Annotated in this window: 20 protein-coding genes; 17 read left to right on the top strand and 3 right to left on the bottom strand. The window is 64.5% G+C overall.

Translation table 11 applies throughout. From position 1 onward, the window contains the following. The 4 genes from I6F37_RS18715 (at position 1) to ilvC (ending at position 3,385) form a co-directional block, all read left to right on the top strand. The gene (locus tag I6F37_RS18715; protein WP_036006616.1) at positions 1 to 696 is read left to right on the top strand and encodes a class I SAM-dependent methyltransferase; all 696 of its coding nucleotides are present in this window, start codon (positions 1 to 3) and stop codon (positions 694 to 696) included. A gap of 49 nt (positions 697 to 745) precedes the next feature. Beyond that, positions 746 to 1,621, top strand: a complete 876-nt coding sequence (locus tag I6F37_RS18720; RefSeq protein WP_036025003.1) for an EamA family transporter — start codon at positions 746 to 748, stop codon at positions 1,619 to 1,621. Positions 1,622 to 1,629: 8 nt separating this feature from the next. Beyond that, positions 1,630 to 2,232, top strand: coding sequence for a LysE family translocator (locus tag I6F37_RS18725; RefSeq protein WP_036006650.1), 603 nt, complete (start codon positions 1,630 to 1,632; stop codon positions 2,230 to 2,232). Between the two features lie 133 nt (positions 2,233 to 2,365). Next, positions 2,366 to 3,385 (top strand): ketol-acid reductoisomerase, encoded by a 1,020-nt coding sequence (gene ilvC, locus I6F37_RS18730; protein WP_036006621.1) that lies wholly within the window; start codon positions 2,366 to 2,368, stop codon positions 3,383 to 3,385. A 226-nt stretch (positions 3,386 to 3,611) separates the two neighbouring features. Here ilvC and I6F37_RS18735 read toward each other — a convergent pair whose 3' ends face one another. Then, on the bottom strand, positions 3,612 to 4,232 hold the full coding sequence (locus I6F37_RS18735) for a hypothetical protein (protein WP_225152272.1): 621 nt from the start codon (positions 4,230 to 4,232) through the stop codon (positions 3,612 to 3,614). Between the two features lie 105 nt (positions 4,233 to 4,337). Here I6F37_RS18735 and I6F37_RS18740 point away from each other — a divergent pair, with 105 nt between their 5' ends. Next, positions 4,338 to 4,991: a TetR/AcrR family transcriptional regulator gene (locus I6F37_RS18740; RefSeq protein WP_036006627.1), complete on the top strand. Its 654-nt coding sequence runs from the start codon at positions 4,338 to 4,340 to the stop codon at positions 4,989 to 4,991. A 210-nt stretch (positions 4,992 to 5,201) separates the two neighbouring features. Next, on the top strand, positions 5,202 to 6,914 hold the full coding sequence (locus I6F37_RS18745; protein WP_036006630.1) for a sulfatase-like hydrolase/transferase: 1,713 nt from the start codon (positions 5,202 to 5,204) through the stop codon (positions 6,912 to 6,914). A 70-nt stretch (positions 6,915 to 6,984) separates the two neighbouring features. Here I6F37_RS18745 and I6F37_RS18750 read toward each other — a convergent pair whose 3' ends face one another. Together I6F37_RS18750 and I6F37_RS18755 are read right to left on the bottom strand one after the other, a co-directional pair. Next, a complete protein-coding gene (locus tag I6F37_RS18750) occupies positions 6,985 to 8,541 on the bottom strand; it encodes an ABC transporter permease/substrate-binding protein (protein WP_036006633.1) in 1,557 nt (518 codons plus the stop codon). Next, entirely contained in the window at positions 8,538 to 9,320 is a 783-nt protein-coding gene (locus I6F37_RS18755; RefSeq protein WP_036006636.1) for an ATP-binding cassette domain-containing protein, read from the bottom strand. Before I6F37_RS18755 ends, I6F37_RS18750 begins: the two co-directional genes overlap by 4 nt. 279 nt (positions 9,321 to 9,599) lie before the next feature. Between I6F37_RS18755 and I6F37_RS18760 the strand changes: the two genes are divergently transcribed. From I6F37_RS18760 to I6F37_RS18810, 11 genes are all read left to right on the top strand, one after another. Continuing rightward, positions 9,600 to 10,418 carry an ABC transporter ATP-binding protein gene (locus tag I6F37_RS18760; RefSeq protein WP_036006639.1) on the top strand — a complete coding sequence of 273 codons (819 nt, stop codon included), beginning with the start codon at positions 9,600 to 9,602 and terminating at the stop codon, positions 10,416 to 10,418. Beyond that, positions 10,418 to 11,206, top strand: a complete 789-nt coding sequence (locus I6F37_RS18765) for an ABC transporter permease (protein WP_036006641.1) — start codon at positions 10,418 to 10,420, stop codon at positions 11,204 to 11,206. The genes I6F37_RS18760 and I6F37_RS18765 overlap by 1 nt, the downstream gene beginning before the upstream one ends. A gap of 152 nt (positions 11,207 to 11,358) precedes the next feature. Beyond that, positions 11,359 to 12,384 (top strand): ABC transporter substrate-binding protein, encoded by a 1,026-nt coding sequence (locus tag I6F37_RS18770; RefSeq protein ID WP_036006644.1) that lies wholly within the window; start codon positions 11,359 to 11,361, stop codon positions 12,382 to 12,384. A 30-nt stretch (positions 12,385 to 12,414) separates the two neighbouring features. Further along, complete coding sequence (locus tag I6F37_RS18775) at positions 12,415 to 13,119, top strand: hypothetical protein (protein ID WP_036006647.1); 705 nt, start codon at positions 12,415 to 12,417, stop codon at positions 13,117 to 13,119. 93 nt (positions 13,120 to 13,212) lie between these two features. Then, positions 13,213 to 14,535 carry an ABC transporter substrate-binding protein gene (locus I6F37_RS18780; RefSeq protein WP_036006653.1) on the top strand — a complete coding sequence of 441 codons (1,323 nt, stop codon included), beginning with the start codon at positions 13,213 to 13,215 and terminating at the stop codon, positions 14,533 to 14,535. 12 nt (positions 14,536 to 14,547) lie between these two features. Continuing rightward, positions 14,548 to 15,315 carry an ABC transporter ATP-binding protein gene (locus tag I6F37_RS18785; protein WP_036037489.1) on the top strand — a complete coding sequence of 256 codons (768 nt, stop codon included), beginning with the start codon at positions 14,548 to 14,550 and terminating at the stop codon, positions 15,313 to 15,315. Positions 15,316 to 15,318: 3 nt separating this feature from the next. Next, positions 15,319 to 16,023 carry an ABC transporter ATP-binding protein gene (locus I6F37_RS18790; RefSeq protein WP_036006664.1) on the top strand — a complete coding sequence of 235 codons (705 nt, stop codon included), beginning with the start codon at positions 15,319 to 15,321 and terminating at the stop codon, positions 16,021 to 16,023. A gap of 5 nt (positions 16,024 to 16,028) precedes the next feature. Next, positions 16,029 to 16,910, top strand: coding sequence for a branched-chain amino acid ABC transporter permease (locus tag I6F37_RS18795; RefSeq protein ID WP_036006719.1), 882 nt, complete (start codon positions 16,029 to 16,031; stop codon positions 16,908 to 16,910). Then, on the top strand, positions 16,907 to 17,926 hold the full coding sequence (locus I6F37_RS18800) for a branched-chain amino acid ABC transporter permease (protein ID WP_036006667.1): 1,020 nt from the start codon (positions 16,907 to 16,909) through the stop codon (positions 17,924 to 17,926). Before I6F37_RS18795 ends, I6F37_RS18800 begins: the two co-directional genes overlap by 4 nt. Beyond that, complete coding sequence (locus tag I6F37_RS18805) at positions 17,886 to 18,815, top strand: polyphosphate kinase 2 family protein (protein ID WP_036006669.1); 930 nt, start codon at positions 17,886 to 17,888, stop codon at positions 18,813 to 18,815. The genes I6F37_RS18800 and I6F37_RS18805 overlap by 41 nt, the downstream gene beginning before the upstream one ends. Further along, on the top strand, positions 18,812 to 19,849 hold the full coding sequence (locus I6F37_RS18810) for a patatin-like phospholipase family protein (protein ID WP_225127733.1): 1,038 nt from the start codon (positions 18,812 to 18,814) through the stop codon (positions 19,847 to 19,849). Before I6F37_RS18805 ends, I6F37_RS18810 begins: the two co-directional genes overlap by 4 nt. Positions 19,850 to 19,935: the final 86 nt, after the last annotated feature.

Here is a 19,935-nt window from a genome sequence, read left to right on the forward strand (position 1 = left end):
ATGTTGGCGCGCGACTGGTACTACAACGAGCGGAACCGGATGGGGATCGAGCCCGCTGTGGCCTCGATCTACGACAACCATGACGATGCCGATCTGCGCGCGCGCGCCGCGCTGAAGATGCTCGGGGTCCAGCGCGGCTGGCGCATCGCCGATATCGGCTGCGGCAACGGCGTGCTCGCCACCGAAGCGGCGTTGATGGGGGCCGACGTCGACGCCATCGACATTTCCCCGGCCATGCTGGCGCTCGCCGAGATCTACGCCCGCGACCGCAAGGCGCCCGTGCGCACCCAATCCGCCGGCCTGCTCAGCTTCGCCTACCGGCCGGAATCCTACGATCTCATCGTCAGCGAGTTCACGCTGCACCACCTGCCGGATTTCTGGAAGGCGGTGGCGATGTCGCGGATTTTTCGCGCCCTCAAGCCCGGGGCGACATTTTATCTCCGCGACATCGTTTACTCATCGATGCCCGACGCGATCGAGCGTGACGTCGAGCAATGGGCCGACTTCCAGATCAAGAACCACGATTTCTCCCGCGAGGGCGTGGTGACTCACATGCGCGATGAATATTCCACCTTCGGCTGGGTGATGGAGCGGATGCTGACCGACGTCGGCTTCACCCTGGTCGCGGCCGACTACCACGCGCCGATGCACGGCACGTATCTGCTGCGGAAACCGAAAGCCGGCGAGCAAGGCTAGACCAGAACAACAAACAGGGCTGCGAGACAAAGCAGAACCGGAAACAACAATGAAGCCGGCCGACATCCTCATCGCCGTCATGGTGGCGATCATCTGGGGGCTTGCCTTCGTGGCGAGCCGGATCGCGCTCGACGAGCTGTCGCCGGAGCTGATGACGGCGTTGCGCTTCACCATCGCCGCGGTGCCGTGCCTGTTCATTTCCAAGCCGAAGGTCGCCTGGTCACTGCTGATCGCGATCAGCTTCACGCTGTTCCTCGGCCAGTTCCTGTCTCAGGCTTACGGTATCGCCCACGGCGTGCCGGTGGGTTTGACCTCCGTCGTGGTGCAGAGCCAGGCGCTGTTCACGATCGGCTTTGCCGTGCTCGCGTTCGGTGAGCGGCCGACGCCGGTGCAGACCCTGGGGATCGTCGTTGCCGCGGCGGGCCTTTTGATGATCTGCGGCACCGTCGGCTATGATTTCAGCGTCGGCGCCTTCGCGGTTCTGATGGTCTCGCCGCTCAGCTTCGCCATCGGCAATCTGTTGCTGCGCGGTGCCCGCGGCGTGCCGATGTTCGATCTCTTCGCCTGGCTCTGCCTCGCCTCGGCCGTGCCGCTGTTCGTGCTGGCGCTGATCGCCAACGGTCCGGCGCCGACCTGGACGTCGCTGACGCACATGTCGCTCACATCGGCGCTCTGCATGCTGATGCTCGGCGGCATTTCCACCAGCATCGCCTATTGGCTATGGGGCCGCCTCTTGCGCGACTATCCGGCTGCACAAGTGGTGCCGTTCGCACTGCTGGTGCCGTTCGTGGGCTCGGCGGCCTCCAGCATCGTGTTCGGCGAACGGTTCGGGCCGCTGCGCCTCGCCGGCATGCTGACCGTGATCTTTGGGATCGCCGTGATGGTGCTGGCGAAGCGCCCGCAAGTTCTACCGAAGACTGCGTGAGGGTGATGATGACCTACTCGCTGCTCTACGCCTTCCTCGTCTTCATGGTCGTGATGTATTTCACGCCCGGGCCGAACAACATCATGCTGCTGTCCTCCGGCCTGACCTACGGCTTCCGGCGCACCATCCCGCACATCGTCGGCATCGTGCTCGGTTTCGCCTTCATGGTCGCCGCGGTCGGCCTCGGGCTCGGCTCCGTGTTCCTGGCCTATCCGATCCTCCAGACCATCCTGAAATATGCCGGTGCCGCCTATCTGATCTATCTCGCCGCTGTGATCGCCATGGCCGGTCCGGCCAAGCCGGGCGAGGAGAATGGCCGCGGCCCCATGACCTTCTGGGGCGCGGCCATGTTCCAGTGGATCAATGCCAAGGGTTGGGTGATCGTGATCGGCACCATCACTGCCTATGCGGCGATCGCCCAATTCCCGCTCAACATCGCCATTCAGACCGTGATCAGCCTCGTCGTCGGCACGGTCTCGACGGTAGTCTGGGCGCTATTCGGTACCGCATTGCGGCCGGTTCTGACTTCCGAGCGGCTGGTCCGCGCCTTCAACATCCTGATGGCGATCCTGCTGCTGGCCTCCCTCTACCCCGTTTTCATGGATGCATGATGTCGCGGATTTCCATGCAGAAACGGGTTTCCCTCAGGGCTGAAAATGCTCTAGACAGCCCCCGAAATCCGCAAATTTCACCCTTCGGACACTGACCATTGGCCGATTTCGGCCCTGAACGAGGAAACGACCTATGCGTGTTTATTACGATCGCGACGCCGACCTGAACCTGATCAAGGGCAAGAAGGTCGCCATCGTCGGCTACGGCAGCCAGGGTCACGCCCATGCGCTCAACCTGAAGGATTCCGGCGTAAAGGAAGTCGCCATTGCGCTGCGCAAGGGTTCGGCTTCGGCGAAGAAGGCGGAAGCCGCCGGCTTCAAGGTGCTGGAAGTTGCGGAAGCTGCCAAATGGGCCGACCTCGTCATGATGCTGACCCCGGACGAGCTCCAGGGCGACATCTACCGCGAGCACTTGCACGACAACATGAAGAAGGGCGCTGCCCTGGTGTTCGCGCACGGCCTCAACGTTCACTTCAACCTGCTCGATCCGCGTGCCGACCTCGACGTGCTGATGATCGCGCCGAAGGGCCCCGGCCACACTGTGCGCTCGGAATATCAGCGCGGCGGCGGCGTGCCCTGCCTGATCGCAATTGCGAAGGACGTCTCGGGCAATGCCCATGACCTTGGCCTGTCCTACGCCTCCGCGATCGGCGGCGGCCGCGCCGGCATCATCGAGACCACGTTCAAGGAAGAGTGCGAGACCGACCTGTTCGGCGAGCAGGTCGTGCTGTGCGGCGGCCTGGTCGAGCTGATCAAGGGCGGCTACGAGACCCTGGTCGAAGCCGGCTACGCGCCGGAGATGGCCTACTTCGAGTGCCTGCACGAAGTGAAGCTGATCGTCGACCTGATCTATGAAGGCGGCATCGCCAACATGAACTACTCGATCTCCAACACCGCCGAGTACGGCGAGTACGTCACCGGCCCGCGCATCATCACCGACGAGACCAAGAAGGAGATGCGCAAGGTTCTGGCCGACATCCAGGGCGGTAAGTTCGCCCGCGACTGGATGCTCGAGAACAAGGTCAACCAGACCTCGTTCAAGGCGACCCGTGCCAAGCTCGCCGAGCACCCGATCGAGGAAGTCGGCGCGAAGCTGCGCGACATGATGCCCTGGATCAAGAAGGGCGCGCTGGTCGACAAGAGCAAGAACTGACGTCTGCGCCGTCATTCCGGGTTCGCGCTCAGCGCGCGCCCCGGAATGACGAGCGAAATTCAAGCTTCGCTCGCCAAGCCAAATCTTGGACCTTGGCGGCTATGGTCGAGCGAGATCGCAAACAGCGGTCTCGCTCTTTTCGTCTCGGCGAGACATCGCTCGCTCATTCTTTCCGCGGCCTGAAGCGCAGTTGAGCGGCTCGGCTGCTGCCAAATACGGCGTCGCATCAGCTCGCCGGGACGGTCTGCCCACGCGGATCGCGGGCCATCGCAATCATGCGCAGCGCCAGCACGATGAGCAGCGGAAGCAGGAAGGCGGCATAGAGCGGCATCGTCGGCACGCGCTTGCCGAACGAGACCATGAACTGGAGCCAGAGGTAATAGCCGCCCACAAGGTGCAGGGCCCGCCAGGCGCGCGGGCCGATCAGTGCGGCGGTGCGGTCGAACGATGTCGCGCCCATTGCGATGATGAAGCCGTAGCCGATGCCGCCGAAGACGTAGGAGGCTGCCGAGGTGGCCTCGGCAAATGCGGCCGGATCCATCCCGGCAAACGTCATGATCGCCGCCGCGTGGATGGCGTGGGAGGCCGCGAAGCTAAGGCCCAGATAGCGGCGGTTGCGCTTCTGCCAGCGCGTCCAGGCATTGGGCCACAGCCGCGCCAGCGCCGCGGCGCTGAAGGCGAGGCAGAACAACAGGAGCGAGCTTCGCGCCGTGAAGCGGATCACCGTGCGAACGCCCTCGACCTCGAACTGCCGCATCGAGGCGATCCATAGGCTGAGTGCGACGAGGCTCACGCAGAGAACGGCCAGCAGGCGCCAGCCTTCGAGCCAGCTTCGACGTTCGGACATGGCGACCTCCCTCTCTATGTAATCATCGATTACATTTGGCGTGAATGCGCCGTCAACGGTGTAATCATTGCTTACATTCACGTTCGGGTGAGGCTAGAAGGATCCATGCCTGTTCGTCAGCCGTCCAAGCCGCGCGTCCGCCGCCCTGCCACGGAAGCCCGGCCGTACCATCACGGCGACCTCCGCCGCGTGTTGATCGATGCTGCGCTGCAACTCGCAGCGGACGGCGCCGAAGTCTCGGTGCGGGAGGCTGCGCGCCGAGCCGCGGTGTCGCCGGGGGCGCCGTTCCGACACTTTCCCAACCGCGATGCGCTCATGGCAGCCGCGGCCGAGGAGGCACAGCGGCGCTTTCGCGCCGAGATCGATGCGGCGCTGCGCGAGGCTCCGGCCGCCGACCCGCTCGCCCGCTTCCGCGCCTTCGGTCTCGCCTATTTGCGTTGGGCCATGCGCAATCCCGCGCATTTCGAGATCATCTCGACCGGGCGCTATTTTGCCCATGGCAGCTCGCCGGACCTGACACGAGACAACGCCGAGCTGATCGCGCTAACGGAGCAGATGCTGGTCGACGCGGCAGAGCAAGGCCTGCTGCGGTCGGCCGACCTCAAGCGTATCCAGGTCGCCGGGCGCGCCCTCGTCTACGGTTTCGCTCGGATGAATCTCGACGGCCATTTCCCGCGCTGGGGCGTCGGGGAGGGCGAGATCGAGCGGATGGCGGAGGGGGTGATCGACCTGTTCATCGCAGGTATCGCAAAGCCCTAGCGGGCCAGCGGCTCTGGTCGATGCCGTACGGCGCAGCCCGCTAACATTAAGCGAAGGTCGGACCGCGCCGCGCGTTGCCTCTCCTTGATCATTCCGTTACAGTTTTATGACACGGTGCAGGCTTCCGGCTGCTCCGGACGCCCTGGCTGTTTTTGGGTCGGCCAGCCAGGCTTGGCATCACCGCGCCGGACCAGAAGTTGCGTGTCGTCGATGGCGTCCGCGCCCAATCCAGGTCCTTCTGCCACGACGGCCGTGCTGGCGAGCGTCGCCGCGCTCGGCATCTGGCGGCTGCTCGCGGTTGCAGCGCCGCATCTGGCGGCACTCGCCCTGATGTACGAGACCGAGACCGATTTCGGCTCGCGCCTGTCCTTCGCGCTGGCCTGGGGCATCCTCAACTTCTTCTGGATCACGCTGCTGCGTCGCCCCGCGCTGTCGGGTGCGCTGTCGCTGACCATGGTGGTCGTGCTGGTGCTGCTGTCGCGGCTCAAGCACGACGTCGTGCAGATGACGGTCAACTTCATCGACCTGATGATGATCGACCGCGACTCCGTCGCGTTCCTGTTCACGATCTTCCCGAACTTACGCTGGTCGGTGATCCTGGCCGGTCTGGTCACGCTGCCGCTGATGTATGCGCTGTGGTGGCTCGATCCGTTCCGCATCCGCCGCCTGCCAGCGCTCGCCTGCAAGCTCGCCTGCCTTGCCGCCCTGGTCTGCTATTCGCTCTATCACCCGGACGAGGCCTGGCGCGGCTATTACGACGACGGCTATCTCTCGAAATTCTTCCGCTCGGGCGTCACGGCCGTCTCCGATTTTGCGCAATACGGCTTCATGGAGGCGTCTGCTTCGACCGGCGAGCGGCTCAACATGCCGCTGGTCGATGCCTGCCACCCGGCTGGCCGCCGGCCCAACATCATCATGATCCATGATGAATCGAGCTTCGACATCCGCGCCGCCCAGGGCATCAAGGTGCCGCCGCGCTATGGCGACTATTTCAAATCGTGGGACGGCAAGCAGCGCACGTTCCTCGCCGAGAGCAATGGCGGGCCGAGCTGGTTCACCGAGTATAACGTGCTCGCAGGGCTTTCCTCGCGTTCATTCGGCCGCTTCGCCTATTTCGTCACGCGCATCGCCTCGAACCGGGTCGAGCGCGGCCTGCCGCTGGCGCTGCGCCGCTGCGGCTATGACACGCTGTCGCTCTATCCCGCCCATGGCGGCTTCATGGGCGCGCGCAGCTTCCAGATGACGACGGGAATCGAGCGCTTCCTCGATTCCAAGGATCTGGGCGCCAAGGGTGTCGAGCCCGACAGCTTCTTCTACGACAAGGCGCTTCAGCTGATCGGCCAGCAGCCGCCGAACAAGCCGCTGTTCGCCTTCATCTATCTCGGTGCCAACCACTTCCCCTGGGAGACCCGCTTCCGTCCCGATCTGCTGCCGAATTGGCGCGCGCCGGGCAATGTGCCGTCCATCGATGAATATCTGCGCCGCCAGACTATGAGCGCCGAACAGTACAAGGCGTTCGTTGCCGGCTTGAAGAAGACCTTTCCCGGCGAGCCATTCCTGATCGTGCGCTACGGCGATCATCAGCCGGAGTTTGCGGCTGCCATCCTCGAGCCCGGGCTCGACGAGGGCGCCATCGGCAAGAAGCTCGACGCCTACGATGCGCGCCTCTACGCGACCTATTATACCATCGACGCCATCAATTTCGAACCGGTCGGAAGCCAGGCCGTGATGGACACGATTGACGGTCCCTATCTGCCGCTGGTGGTTCAGGAAGCCGCCGGCATCCCGCTCGACCCGTCCTTTGCCGAGCAGAAGGAGATCATGCTCCGCTGCAAAGGCATCTTTTACGGCTGCAAGGATGGCGCCGAGGCGCGGCGGCTGAACCGGCTGCTGATCGACGCGGGGATGATCCGGGGGCTGTAGCCTCTCGCTTGGATCGCGGACGCAACTCTTCGACCGTCACCCCTGAGGTGCTCATCAAGCGGCGGCGGACCTACTGTTTGATCTTCTCCCACAGCCACCTCGCCACCGCATCCGGTGATGAATTCGCATCATTGCCGCTGGCGCGCAGGTTCGCCTCGCGCATGGTGGCGATGTCGATCTTGCCGAGCAATGGCTTGAGCGCCGCCTGCAGTCGCGCGTCACCGGCGCGGTTCGGCGCAAGCAGCAGGATGGCGTCGTAGGGCGGGATCGCGCGTTTGGGATCGTCGAGCGCTGTGAGCTCGTATTTGGCGATCAAGCCGTCGCTGGTGTAGCCAGCGATGACGTCGACCTCGCCGCTGGCGACGGCCGCATACATGAAGTCCGGCTGCATCTGGCGCTGGGCGCGGAACTGCAGCCCATAGGCCTTTTGCAGGGCAGCCCATTCGGGCCGCGAGAAGAACTCGTAGTCGCCGGCAATCGACAGCGTGGCCGAATGTGCGGCGAGATCGGCGACGGTTCGGATGCCGAGCGCATCGGCACGTCGTCTTGGCATCACCAGCGCATAGGCGTTCTCGAAGCCGAGCTCGCCGAGCAGGGTGATGTCGTCCTTGGCGAGCGCCGTCTTCAATTCCGCCACCAGTTCTGCGCGCGGCTTGATGTCGGTGCGATGCAGCTGGTTGGCCCAGAGCGTGCCGGAATAGTCGACATAGAGATCGATGTCGCCGGCCTTCAGCGCCCCGAAGATCACACTGGAGCCGAGGCCGGAGCGTGCGGCCGCCGAGAGGCCCGCCGCCTCGAGGCGGTCCCTCATCAATGCCGACAGGACATATTGCTCGGCGAAGGTCTTGGCGCCAACCATATAGCCTGACGACGAGCGCCCCATGGTCGGCACCAGCGTTGCTGCAACCAGCGCCGCGATTCCGAGCGCCCCGAGACCGCTGCGCACACGGCTGCGGCGGCGCAGGCCGCTCTCGATCAGCCCAAGCAACTGGTCGACTGCGAGCGCGAGGAGAGCGGAAGCCACGCAGCCGAACAGCACGAAGACCCAGTTCTGGGTCTGGAGGCCGGCAAAGATGTAATTGCCGAGACTGGTCTGCCCGATCGGCGTCGACAGCGTCGCGGTGCCGATCACCCACACCGCCGCGGTGCGGATGCCGGCCATCATCACCGGTAGCGCGAGCGGCAGCTCGACGATCAGCAGCGATTGCCGCGCGGTCATGCCGACGCCCTCGGCAGCCTCGATCAGCGCGGGATCGATGCCGTTGAGGCCGGTGATGCCGTTGCGCAGCACCGGCAGCATCGAATAGAGCGCCAGTGCCAGCATCGCCGGCAGGAAGCCGAAGGCGGAGAAAGATACGCCGAACCAGGCCAGCGTGACGGAAGCAGCCAGCAGCAGCAGCGGATAGAACAGCGCGAGCAGCGCCAGCCCGGGTACGGTCTGCACGATGCTGGCCAACGCGAGCAGGATGCCGCGTGGCGCCGGACGGTTGCGCGTCAGGATCGCCAGCGGCAGGCTCACGGCGAGGCCAAGCGCGAGGGCGGCGAGGCTCACCCGCACATGGTTGCCGAGGTAGTCCGGCAGATGCGACAGCGCCTCGCCCCAGCGCGGATCGGTGAAGAGGCTCATGCCGCACCGCCCATCGGCAGCAACGCATTCAGCCGCTCGACCTGGCGCCGCGGGGTACGCAACAGCTCGAGCACGTAATCGTCGCTGCTGCTCGAGAGCTCCGCAGCCGTACCCTGTGCGAGCAATCGTCCCCCGCGCATCACTGCGATGCGGTCGGCGAGCAGGATCGCCTCGGTCATGTCATGGGTGATCATCACGGTGGTCAGGCCGAGCTTGCGGTGCAGCGCGCGATAATCGTCACCGAGCGCATCGCGGGTGAGGGGATCGAGCGCGCCGAACGGCTCGTCCATCAGCACGATGCGGGGCCTTGCCGCGAGCGCCCGCGCCACGCCGACGCGCTGGCGCTCGCCGCCGGAGAGCGCCTCGGGCAGCCGGTCGCGATGCGTTGCGCGGTCGAGCTGCACGAGCTCCAGCAGCTCGTCGACGCGGCCTGCAACGGCCGCAGCCGGCTCGCCGAGCAGCTTCGGCGTGATGCCGATATTGTCGGCGACGCTCAGATGCGGAAACAGCCCGGCGCTCTGGAAGACGTAGCCGACCCGGCGCCGAAGCGCGACCGGATCGACATTCCGCACGTCCTCGCCTTCGACGGTGATGGTGCCGCTATCGGCCTCGATCAGCCGGTTGGCGAGCCGCAGCAGCGTGGTCTTGCCCGAGCCCGAGCCGCCGACGACGGCCACAAACTCACCCTCGGCGATGTCGAGCGACACGTTATCGACGGCTGCAAGGGAGCCGAAGCGCTTGGTGACGTGCTGGTAGCTGATCGCCAGCTTGGAAGACATCGTGGGAGAGCTCTCTTTTCTCTTACCCTCCCCGAGGGGGAGGGTCGATCGCGCGCAGCGCGAGCGGGGTGGGGTGATCTGTCGACGCGGGCAGTATTCGACGCGGAGAAACCGTCCACCCCACCCCGGTTCGCATTCCGCTTCGCTTCATGCGCACCGACCCTCCCCCTCCAGGGGAGGGTGAGAGCACGGCAAGTCCCCATGCGTAGCACGCTTGGCGGCTTGATTGAACTTGGCCGCACGAGCGGCTAAGGCATCGGCCTGAGTTGGAGGAAGCACATGACGACGCCCACGGCAGTGGCGCTGGAAGATGCCAAGGTTGCGTTCCGGCTGGGGGACGGCCGGGTCTATACGGCGGTGGAGAAGGCCCATCTCGCAGTGGCACAGGGCGAGTTTGTCGCCATTGTCGGGCCCACAGGGTGCGGAAAATCGACGCTGCTCAACGTCGCGGCGGGCCTGCTCAAGCCCGCCGCGGGCAGCGTCAGGATTTTCGACCAGCCATTGGCGGGGCTGAATCGGGATGCCGGCTATTTGTTCCAGGCTGATGCGCTGTTCCCCTGGAAGACTGCGCTCGACAATGTCGCGATCGGACTCGAGGTCAAGGGCACGCCGCGCACGGAGGCCTTGTCGCAGGCGCAGAAATGGCTGACCGCCGTCGGCCTCGGCGCCTTCGCGAACCGCTATCCGCACATGCTTTCGGGCGGCCAGCGCAAGCGCGTGGCGCTGGCGCAGGTGCTGATCCGCGATCCGAAGATCCTGTTGATGGATGAGCCGTTCGGGCCGCTCGATGCGCAGACGCGCCAGGTCATGGGCAATCTGCTGCTCGATCTGTGGAGTGCCGACCGCAAGGCCGTGCTGTTCGTCACCCACGATCTCGAAGAAGCCATCGCGCTCGCCGACCGCGTCGTGATCATGTCGGCGGGGCCGTCCTCGCGCATCATCGGTGACTGGCGCGTCGGCCTGGCCCGCCCGCGCGACATCTTCGAGGTGCGCCTCGACAAGGAATTCCATGCGCTCCATCGCGAGATCTGGAGCGTGCTGAAGGACGAGGTGATGAAGGGGTACGCACAGTCCACTCAGGCGGCGGAGGTGGTCTGATGTCGCGCACGACGCTGTTTGCGCTGCAGATCCTGGTCGCTGTCGTCGGCCTGGTGCTGTGGCAGGTGCTGTCGACCGTTCCCGTGTTCGGCAAGATCCTGCTGCCGCCGTTCTTCTTTTCCAACCCGTTGGACGTGTTCAGCCAGATCGTGAAATGGTTCGCCTCCGGCGTGATCTGGAAGCACCTCGGCATCACGCTCGCGGAATCGATCCTCGCCTTCGTGATCGGATCGCTTGGCGGCGTCCTGGTCGGCTTCTGGTTCGCGCGCCAGCCGCTGGTCGCCGCGGTGTTCGACCCCTATGTGAAGATGGTCAACGCCCTGCCGCGTGTCGTGCTGGCGCCGATCTTCGCGCTGTGGCTCGGGCTCGGCATCTGGTCCAAGGTCGCGCTCGGCGTCACCCTGGTGTTCTTCATTGTCTTCTTCAACGTCTATCAGGGCGTCAAGGAGGTCAGCCGGACCGTGCTCGACAACGGCCGCATGCTCGGCATGAGCGAGCGGCAGCTGATGCAGCATGTCTATTGGCCGTCGGCGCTGTCGTGGATGTTCTCGTCGCTTCATACCTCCGTCGGCTTCGCCGTGGTCGGCGCGGTGGTCGGCGAATATCTGGGATCGGCGGCCGGGCTCGGCTATCTGATCCAGCAGGCCGAGGGCATCTTCGATGTCGCCGGCGTGTTCGCCGGCATGTTCGTGCTGTCGGCCTTCGTCATCCTGATCGACTTCGGCGTCACCTTGGTGGAGCGGCGCCTCCTGGTGTGGCGGCCGGCCGCGTCGGACGGGCGGGGGTAGGAAGCAGGTCTATTTTGATCGCGTCGATGCGATCGCGGACGTGTGTTGGGCACCGCTATTGCGCCGAGGGGCTGATGGCCAGCCCGCTCAGGCGGAGCTTCTCAAGCCAGGCCCGCTGCTCTATGGTGCCGGCGGCCGAACGGAGGAAACCAATGAAGAACACGATTGCCAGGCTCGCCGGCGCACTGCTCGCGCTGACGCTCACCACCTCGCTTGCCGCGGCGCAAAGCAAGGTCACCATCGCGGTCGGCGGCGGCTCCTGCCTGTGCTATCTGCCGACGGTATTGGCCAAGCAGCTCGGCGAATACGAGAAGGCCGGCGTCAGTGTCGAGCTCGTCGACCTCAAGGGCGGCTCGGATGCGCTCAAAGCCGTGCTCGGCGGCAGCGCCGACGTGGTCTCCGGCTATTTCGACCATTGCGTCAATCTCGCCGCCAAGAAGCAGGAGCTGCAATCCTTCGTGGTCTATGACCGCTATCCCGGCCTCGTCCTGGTGGTCGCGCCCTCGCGCACCAACGACATCAAGTCGGTCAAGGATCTCGCCGGCAAGAAGGTCGGCGTCAGTGCGCCCGGCTCCTCCACCGACTTCTTCCTGAAATACATGCTCAAGAAGAACGGGCTCGATCCCACCAGCGTCGCCGTGATCGGGGTGGGCCTCGGCGCCACTGCGGTGGCCGCAATGGAGCAGGGCCAGATCGACGCGGCAGTGATGCTCGATCCGTCCGTGACCGTGCTGCAGGGCAGCCACAAGGATCTGCGTATCCTCTCGGACACCCGTACCCAGAAGGATACGCTGGAGACGTTCGGCGGCGAATATCCGGGCGGCGCGCTGTATTCGACCGTGGCCTGGATCAACGGCCATGAGAAGGAGGCGCAGGCGCTCACCAATGCGATCCTCGCCACGCTCGCCTGGATCCATTCGCATACGCCGGAGGAGATCATGGCGAAGATGCCCGAGCAGACCGTCGGCAAGAACAAGGATCTCTATCTTGCCGCACTGAAGAATACGATCCCGATGTATTCCGAGACCGGCAAGATGGACCCGAAGGGTGCCGACGCCGTGCTTGCAGTGTTCAGCGTCGGCTCGCCCGAGGTGGCGAACGCCAAGATCGACGTCAGCAAGACCTTCACCAACAAATTCGTCGAGCAGGCCAAGAAGACCACCGGGAGCGTCAAATAGCCGACGCGAAGGCGTGGTAACCGACCCGTCATGAAGTCTCCGGTCATTCATCGCGTCGCGACGCTCGATCTTGCCGTGCGGCCGATCGTCTGGCCGTTCGCCGAGGAGCGCCGCGCCGAGATCGCGGCGCATTTCGCCGAGAAGCAGCGCGAGCGGCCGAAGATCTGGAACGGCCGCATCCTGCTCGGGCGCGACGCTGTGTTCAGCGACGGTTACCTGAGGGCGACCTATTTCGAGACCGATTTCGCAAGCTTTCTCGCCTGGCGCGACTGGGGCTTTCCCGACAAGGCCGTGTTCAACGGCTTTGGCATGGGCGCGTTGCGCGCCTCCGACGGCACCTTCATCATGGGCGAGATGGCGCCCCACACCGCCAATGCGGGCCGCATCTATTTCCCCTCGGGAACGCCTGATCTCGACGACGTCAGGGACGGCGCGCTCGACATCCCCGGCAGCGTCGTCCGCGAGCTCGGCGAGGAGACCGGCCTGACCGCGGCCGATTATCGGATCCAGCCCGGCTGGCATTGCGTGGTTACCGGCCCCACGATCGCAATGTTGCAGGTCATCAACCTGGACATGCCGGGCGATGCGGCCCGCGCCAGGATCGAAGCCAACCTTGCGCGCGAGATCGAGCCGGAGCTGTCCGCCATTCATCTCGTGCGCGGGACCAGCGATCTCAGGCCGTCCATGCCGCGATTTGTCACGGCCTTCGTCGAGCAGCAGTTCGCAGCGCGCTGATGCGCGAGGCTTGACATCGCCGCGCGCAGCCCATGTGATGGGCCGAAGAATTGCACCAAGAATGCAATGCACAAATCGTCCAGGGAGGTTTTGATGCGCCTGCGCATGGCTGCCCGCTTGGTACGTGGGCTGTTGGTCGCGATATCAGCGACGGGCTTGGCGGTGTCTGCCGCGGCTCAAGACAAGGCTCAAGAGAAAAAGCTCAAGATCGGCGTCATCTACGATCTGACCGGCCCGCTCGCCGGCGGCGGTTCGGAGCTGCAATATACCGGCGCAAGGATCATGCTGGATCAGTACAGCGCGAAAGACGTCGAAGGCTACAAGATCGAGGCGATCTATGCCGATGCTCAGAGCAAGCCGGATATCGCCATCAATGAAGCGATCCGTTTGATCGAGCAGGAAAAGGTCGACATGCTGCTCGGCTTCTTCTCCTCGGCGCAATGCGTGCCGGTGGCAGCGCGGGTCGAGCAGCTGAAGAAGTTCATGTGGATCACCACCTGCATTTCGTCGGCAGTGCTGGAGAACAAGAACTACAAATACGTGTTTCGACCGCAGGCCTCCGGCGACCAGTTCGGCATGATGACGATGGACTTCATCGCGCAGAACGCGAAGGAAAAGCTGGGCAAGGACCCGAAGGACCTGCGGGTCGCCATCATCCACGAGGACGGCGCCTACGGCGTCGACGTTGCCAAAGGCAACGAGGCCGGTGCCAAGAAGGCCGGCTTCAACATCGTGCTCAGAGAGGGCTATTCGGCGACGGCCCCGGATCTGTCTGCGTTGGTCACCAAGCTGAAGCGGGCCAAGCCGGATGTGGTGTTCCATACCGGCTATAATCCCGACATCACCCTGTTGCTCCGGCAAGCCCGCGAACAAGGGCTGAAGTTCGGCGCACTGGTAGGACATGGCGCCGGCTACGGGGTCTATGAGAAGCTGAAGGAAGGCCTGGGCGCCGACGTAAACTATGTCTTCAACACCGATCCGATCTCGATCTGGCTCGCCAACCAGAAGAGCATGGATCCGAAGCTGCCGCCGATCATCAAGGCGGTCGGCGAGGAGTTCGACAAGCGCAAGCCGGGTGTCGCCATCCGTTCGGCCCATGTCGGCATGGCTGCGTCCAACACCTATTTGTTCCTGAACGACGTGCTGCCGCGAGCGATCAAGAAGTATGGCGGCGTAGATCCCGACTCCCTGCGCAAGGCAGCACTGGACACCGACATACCCGAAGGCGGCACCATGCTCGGCTTCGGCGTCAAATTCCACGGCGAGGGTTCGCCAATGGCCGGCCAGAACGAGCGCTCGTTCCCGGTCGTGATCCAATACGTCGACGACAAGTCCTATGTGGTGTGGCCCAAGAGCCAAGCGCAGCGCGAGGCCGTGCTGCCGCTGCCCAAGGGCACCACCTATAGCAACCAATAGCGGGGTTCTGCGGTGTTGGAAGTCAGCGGATTGGTGAAGCGGTTTGGCGGCTTCACCGCCGTGAACAACGTCTCGTTTCGGGTCGACCAGGGCGAGATCCTCGGCCTGATCGGCCCCAACGGCTCGGGCAAGAGCACGATCTTTAACATGCTCTCCGGCACGCTGGCGCCGACCTCCGGATCGATCCTGTTCGCCGGGCACGAGATTGCGGGCCTTGCGCCGCACCGGATCATCAACAGCGGCATCGGGCGGACCTTCCAGATCCCGCGGCCGTTCCGCCGCCTCAGCATTTTCGAGAACGTCGCGCTTGCCGGCTTCTACGGCCAGGGCCGCCACAGCCGCGCCAAGGCGGAGGAGGCGGCCGAGCGGTCGCTGGCGATGGTCGGCCTGCCGACCGATCGCCATGCTAGTGTCGATGGGCTTGGCGCAGCGGGGCTGAAGAAGCTGGAGCTGGCGAAGGCGCTCGCCACCGCGCCAAAGCTATTGCTCGCCGACGAGAGCCTCGGCGGTCTCGACGAGGCCGAGATGGACCAGGCTGCGGACATGCTGCGCAACATCCGCGACGAGCTCGGCATCACCATCATCTGGGTCGAGCACATCATGGGCGTCCTGATGCGCGTGGTCGACCGCGTCATGGTGCTCGATCACGGCGAGAAGATCTCGGAAGGCCTGCCGAGCGCGGTCGCGGGCGATCCGCGCGTCATCGAGGTCTATCTCGGCACCGACGCCGAGACCACGCAGGCCGCGGCCGCCGAAGCGCGCCGCCGCGCGGGAGGCTAGGTGATGCTGGAGCTTCGCGGCCTCAATGCCGGCTATGGCACCTTCCAGGCGCTGTTCGACGTCAACCTCGACGTGAAGGCCGGCGAAGCCGTCGGCGTCATCGGCCCCAACGGCGCCGGCAAGACCACCCTGATGCGCGTCATCTCCGGCCTGATCCGCCCCTCGCGCGGATCAATCAAGATGGAGGGCGTCGACCTCGTCGCGACACCATCGCACAAGATCGTCAGCCTCGGCATTGCGCATGTGCCGGAGAACCGGCGGCTGTTTCCGCAGCTCACGGTCGACGACAATCTCAAGATGGGCGCCTTCATGAAGGAGGCGCGGGACCACTACGCCGAGCGCCTCGAAGTCGTGTTCGAGCTGTTTCCGCGCCTGAAGGAACGCCGTCACCAGATGGCCGGAACCATGTCCGGCGGCGAGCAGCAGATGTGCGCCATCGGCCGCGCGATGATGTCCAATCCGAAACTGTTGCTGCTCGACGAACCCTCGGCGGGGCTCGCGCCGGTGGTGGTGCAGCAGGTGTTCGAGTTGGTGAAGCGGATCCGTGCCAGCGGGCTGACGGTGCTGATCGTCGAGCAGAACGTGCAGCAGGTGCTGAAGGTGGTCGACCGCGCCTATCTGATCGAGGCGGGCACGATCCGCGCCTCCGGCACCTCGGCCGAGATGCTGGCGAGCGACACGGTCAAGGAAGCTTATCTCGGGGTGTGATGGGCATGCAGGCGTTCCTGGACGTATTCGACATCTACCTGCTGGAGGCCGTCATCAACGGCATCCTGCTCGGCGGCGTGCTGGCGCTGCTTGCGCTGGGGCTCAACCTGATCTTCGGCGTCATCGACGTGACCTGGATCTGCTACGCCGAGCTCGTCATGATCGGCATGTACGGCATGTATTTCATGGTGCAGTATTACGGCGTCAGCTATTTCGTCGCTGCCCCGCTCACCATCCTGCTGGTCGCCGTGCTTGGCGCGGCGCTGCACTACTTGGTCATCGCGCCGCTGCTGACGGCGCCTCCGATCAACCAGCTGCTCGCGACCGGCGGGGTGCTGTTCGTGCTGCAGAGCTTTGCCACCGTGGCTTTCGGCATCGACTTCCGCAATCTCGGCATCCGCTTGCCGGTGCTCGCCTTCGGCGACATGAATTTCAGCTACGCACGGCTGCTCTCGTTCGTCGCCGCGCTGGTCGGCATGGTTGCGGTCTATCTGTTCATGACCCGCACCTTCACCGGCACCGCGATCCGCGCCATCTCGCAGGACCGACAGATCATGGCGCTGATGGGCGTCGACACCAAGCGGATCTACTTGATCACGTCGGCGCTCGGCGGCGCGCTCGCCGGCCTCGCCGCCTGCCTCCTGGTGCTGCAATACGACGTGCATCCCTTCGTCGGTCTGTCCTTCGGGCCGATCACCTTCCTGATCTGCGTGCTCGGCGGCCTCGGCAATTTCATCGGCGGGTTCATCGCCGCCTTCGTGTTCGCCGAGATCATCTCGCTCGGGGGCCTGTTCTCCGACCTCGAATGGGGCTATGTGCTCGCCTTCGCGTTCTTCATCGTCATGATGTTCATCCGGCCCGCGGGCCTGCTTGCGAGGCGCCGATGATGGGGCAGGGGCGGCTTGCTGCATGGGGCGTGGGGCTGGCGGCGCTGGTCGCGCTGCCCTTCGTCTATCGCGATCCCTATCATCTGCACATCCTGGTGCTGATCCTGATCTGGTCGTTCGCCTATACGTCCTGGTCGATGATGGGGAGGTTCGGCCTCGTCTCGCTCGGCCATGGCGGCTTCATGGGGATCGGCGCTTACGTTACGGCGCTGTTGTGGAATCACGCAGGATTGTCACCCTGGATCGGCATTCCCATCAGCATGGCGGCGGCCGGCGCGCTGGCGATGATCGTCGGCTATCCCTGCTTTCGCTTTCGTATCACCGGGCATTATTTCGTGCTGGTGACGCTGGCGCTGTCAGGCATCGTGCTCCAGGTCATCACCGCGACGCGCGACTATACCGGCGGCTCGCTCGGCTACACCCCGAACCGCGCGTCCGGCAACAGGCTGCTGGCGCTGCAATTCGACGACAAGACCACCTGGTACTTGATCGCGCTTGCGGTCTGGCTGTTCGGCATCGTGGTCTGGCACTGGGTCGACCGCAGCATGGCGCGTTATGCGCTGGAGGCGATCTCCGAGGACGAGGACGCCGCCGCCGCGGCCGGTGTCGACGTCACCGCCGAGAAGCTGAAGATCACGCTGCTCAGCGCGTTGATGACGGCTCTGGCGGGCGCGATCTACTGCCAGTACCAGATGTTCATCACGCCCGACACGGTCAGCGGCATCGCGGTCTCGCTGCAGATGGTGTTCGCCGCGATCGTCGGCGGGCTGTTCGTCTCGCTCGGTCCGACCGTCGGCGCCATCATCACCATCCTGCTGGCGGAAACGCTGCGCATCGGTTTCGGCACCAAGGCGGTCGGCTGGGACAATCTCGTCTACGGCGTGCTGCTCGTGCTTTTCATCATATTCCTTCCCAAGGGCATCCTTGGTAGCTTGCTCGATCGATTGAAGTTGCAACGCAAGGTGCCCCGCGCTCATGAGCAAAAAGCCGTCCCAGTCGCTCGCCCAGGAGCTTGACCGCTACATCACGCCGTTTCGCTACGATGGCTCGGGCAAGTTTCACCTCAAGGACCACAAGACCGACGAGAAGGGCGATCTCGACAAGGAGAAGGCGCAGGCGATCCTCGATGCCAACAAGAAGCGGCTGATCGCGTTTCAGGAGAAGCTCTACGCGCAGGACCGCTGGTCGCTCCTGATCGTATTCCAGGCGATGGACGCCGGCGGCAAGGATTCTGCGATCAAGGCGATCTTCGAGGGCATCAATCCGCAGGGCTGCGAGGTCACGGCCTTCAAGGCGCCGAGCAGCAAGGAGCTCGACCACGACTTCCTCTGGCGTCATGCGGTCGCGCTGCCCGAGCGCGGCCATATCGGCATCTTCAACCGCTCGCATTACGAGGAATGCCTGGTGACGCGCGTACACCCGGAGATTCTCGCCAAGCAGAAGCTGCCGCCAAGGCTCGTCACCAAGAACATCTGGAAGGAGCGGTTCGAGGACATCTCCGCCTTCGAGCGCTATCTCTGCCGCAACGGCACCGTGGTGCTGAAGTTCTTTCTCAACCTGTCCAAGGAAGAGCAGCGCGAGCGTTTCCTCGCGCGGTTGGACGATCCGGCCAAGCAGTGGAAGTTCTCCATGGACGACATCAGGGAGCGCGCGCTGTGGCCGCGCTACCAGGCGGTCTACCAGGACATCGTCCGGCACACGGCGACGTCCCATGCGCCCTGGTATGTCGTGCCCGCCGACCACAAATGGTTCGCCCGCGTCGTGATCGGCTCGGTGATCAATGCCGAGCTGGAAAAGCTCGACCTGCGCTTCCCCCGTGCCGACAAGGCCTCGCTGGAGGAGTTCAAGCAGGTGCGCAAGGCGCTGGAGAAAGAAGGCACGGGAGGCAAGAGGCAAGCAAAGTGACAGCCGGCGGGACCACGAACTGCAAGAACGTCAACTTCGCGCTCCAGGGCGGCGGTGCGCACGGCGCCTTCGTGTGGGGCGTGCTCGACCAGGTGCTCGAGGACGGCAGGCTCGCGATCGAGGCGATCAGCGCGACCAGTGCCGGCGCGATGAATGCGGTGGCGATGGCCTCCGGCATGGCGCATGGAGGCGCGGAGGCCGCGCGGGAGAGCCTGCACGCGTTCTGGTACGAAGTGTCGCGCATGGACATGGCGTACGATCTGATGTCGCCGCTGAACCAGTGGATCCAGGCCCTGAAGCTGCCGCCGGAATATCATCCGGTCCACGCCTTCATCCACACGCTGACGCACACGCTGCCGCCGAACCTGCTCAATCCCTTTCAGTTCAATCCGCTCCGCGCGCTGCTGCAGCGCGTGATCGATTTCGACCGGCTTAATTCGTCGCCCGAGGCGCCGCAGCTGTTTCTGAACGCCACCAACGTCCGCACCGGCAAGATCAAGGTGTTTCAGAGCCCGCTGCTCACGGCGGACACCGTGCTCGCGTCGGCCTGCCTGCCGCCCTATTTCCAGGCTGTCGAGATCGACGGCGAGCACTACTGGGACGGCGGCTATCTCGGCAATCCCGCGATCTATCCGTTGATCTACCGCAAGGGCAGCCACGACGTCGTCATCGTGCAGGTGACGGCGATCCGGCGCGACGAGCTGCCGGCCAGTGCCGCCGATGTCCTCCACCGCATCAACGAGATCAGCTTCAATTCGTCCTTGATGCGCGAGATGCGCGCGATCGCCTTCGCCACCCGGCTGATCGACGACGGCGAGCTCGACAGCAACAAGCACAGCCGGATGTACATGCATTGGATCGGCAACGACGCGCTGATGTCGCAGCTCGGCACGGCCACGCAGTTCCACCCCGAATGGAGCCTGTTGTGCCGCCTGCGCGATGAGGGCCGCGCGGCGGCGCGCAACTGGCTGGCGCGAAACTTCGACCAGATCGGAAAGGCCTCGACGGTCGACCTCGCGGAGATGTTTCTCTAAATGGCCGGGTGGCCATCGAGCAAAAGTGTGAAAACAACCCCATGCACAGTAGCCGGGCATAGCGGAATCAATGGCTTATCGACTCC

This window comes from Bradyrhizobium sp. NBAIM08, assembly GCF_020193935.1.
In the GTDB taxonomy this organism is placed as follows: Bacteria; Pseudomonadota; Alphaproteobacteria; order Rhizobiales; family Xanthobacteraceae; genus Bradyrhizobium; species Bradyrhizobium yuanmingense.

Bases quoted from the DNA above. Each gene is read 5' to 3' on its own strand.
- I6F37_RS18715 (WP_036006616.1), top strand. From the start codon at position 1: ATGTTGGCGCGCGACTGGTACTACAACGAGCGGAACCGGATGGGGATC.
- I6F37_RS18720 (WP_036025003.1), top strand. From the start codon at position 746: ATGAAGCCGGCCGACATCCTCATCGCCGTCATGGTGGCGATCATCTGG.
- I6F37_RS18725 (WP_036006650.1), top strand. From the start codon at position 1,630: ATGACCTACTCGCTGCTCTACGCCTTCCTCGTCTTCATGGTCGTGATG.
- ilvC (WP_036006621.1), top strand. From the start codon at position 2,366: ATGCGTGTTTATTACGATCGCGACGCCGACCTGAACCTGATCAAGGGC.
- I6F37_RS18735 (WP_225152272.1), bottom strand. From the start codon at position 4,232: ATGTCCGAACGTCGAAGCTGGCTCGAAGGCTGGCGCCTGCTGGCCGTT.
- I6F37_RS18740 (WP_036006627.1), top strand. From the start codon at position 4,338: ATGCCTGTTCGTCAGCCGTCCAAGCCGCGCGTCCGCCGCCCTGCCACG.
- I6F37_RS18745 (WP_036006630.1), top strand. From the start codon at position 5,202: ATGGCGTCCGCGCCCAATCCAGGTCCTTCTGCCACGACGGCCGTGCTG.
- I6F37_RS18750 (WP_036006633.1), bottom strand. From the start codon at position 8,541: ATGAGCCTCTTCACCGATCCGCGCTGGGGCGAGGCGCTGTCGCATCTG.
- I6F37_RS18755 (WP_036006636.1), bottom strand. From the start codon at position 9,320: ATGTCTTCCAAGCTGGCGATCAGCTACCAGCACGTCACCAAGCGCTTC.
- I6F37_RS18760 (WP_036006639.1), top strand. From the start codon at position 9,600: ATGACGACGCCCACGGCAGTGGCGCTGGAAGATGCCAAGGTTGCGTTC.
- I6F37_RS18765 (WP_036006641.1), top strand. From the start codon at position 10,418: ATGTCGCGCACGACGCTGTTTGCGCTGCAGATCCTGGTCGCTGTCGTC.
- I6F37_RS18770 (WP_036006644.1), top strand. From the start codon at position 11,359: ATGAAGAACACGATTGCCAGGCTCGCCGGCGCACTGCTCGCGCTGACG.
- I6F37_RS18775 (WP_036006647.1), top strand. From the start codon at position 12,415: ATGAAGTCTCCGGTCATTCATCGCGTCGCGACGCTCGATCTTGCCGTG.
- I6F37_RS18780 (WP_036006653.1), top strand. From the start codon at position 13,213: ATGCGCCTGCGCATGGCTGCCCGCTTGGTACGTGGGCTGTTGGTCGCG.
- I6F37_RS18790 (WP_036006664.1), top strand. From the start codon at position 15,319: ATGCTGGAGCTTCGCGGCCTCAATGCCGGCTATGGCACCTTCCAGGCG.
- I6F37_RS18795 (WP_036006719.1), top strand. From the start codon at position 16,029: ATGCAGGCGTTCCTGGACGTATTCGACATCTACCTGCTGGAGGCCGTC.
- I6F37_RS18800 (WP_036006667.1), top strand. From the start codon at position 16,907: ATGATGGGGCAGGGGCGGCTTGCTGCATGGGGCGTGGGGCTGGCGGCG.
- I6F37_RS18805 (WP_036006669.1), top strand. From the start codon at position 17,886: ATGAGCAAAAAGCCGTCCCAGTCGCTCGCCCAGGAGCTTGACCGCTAC.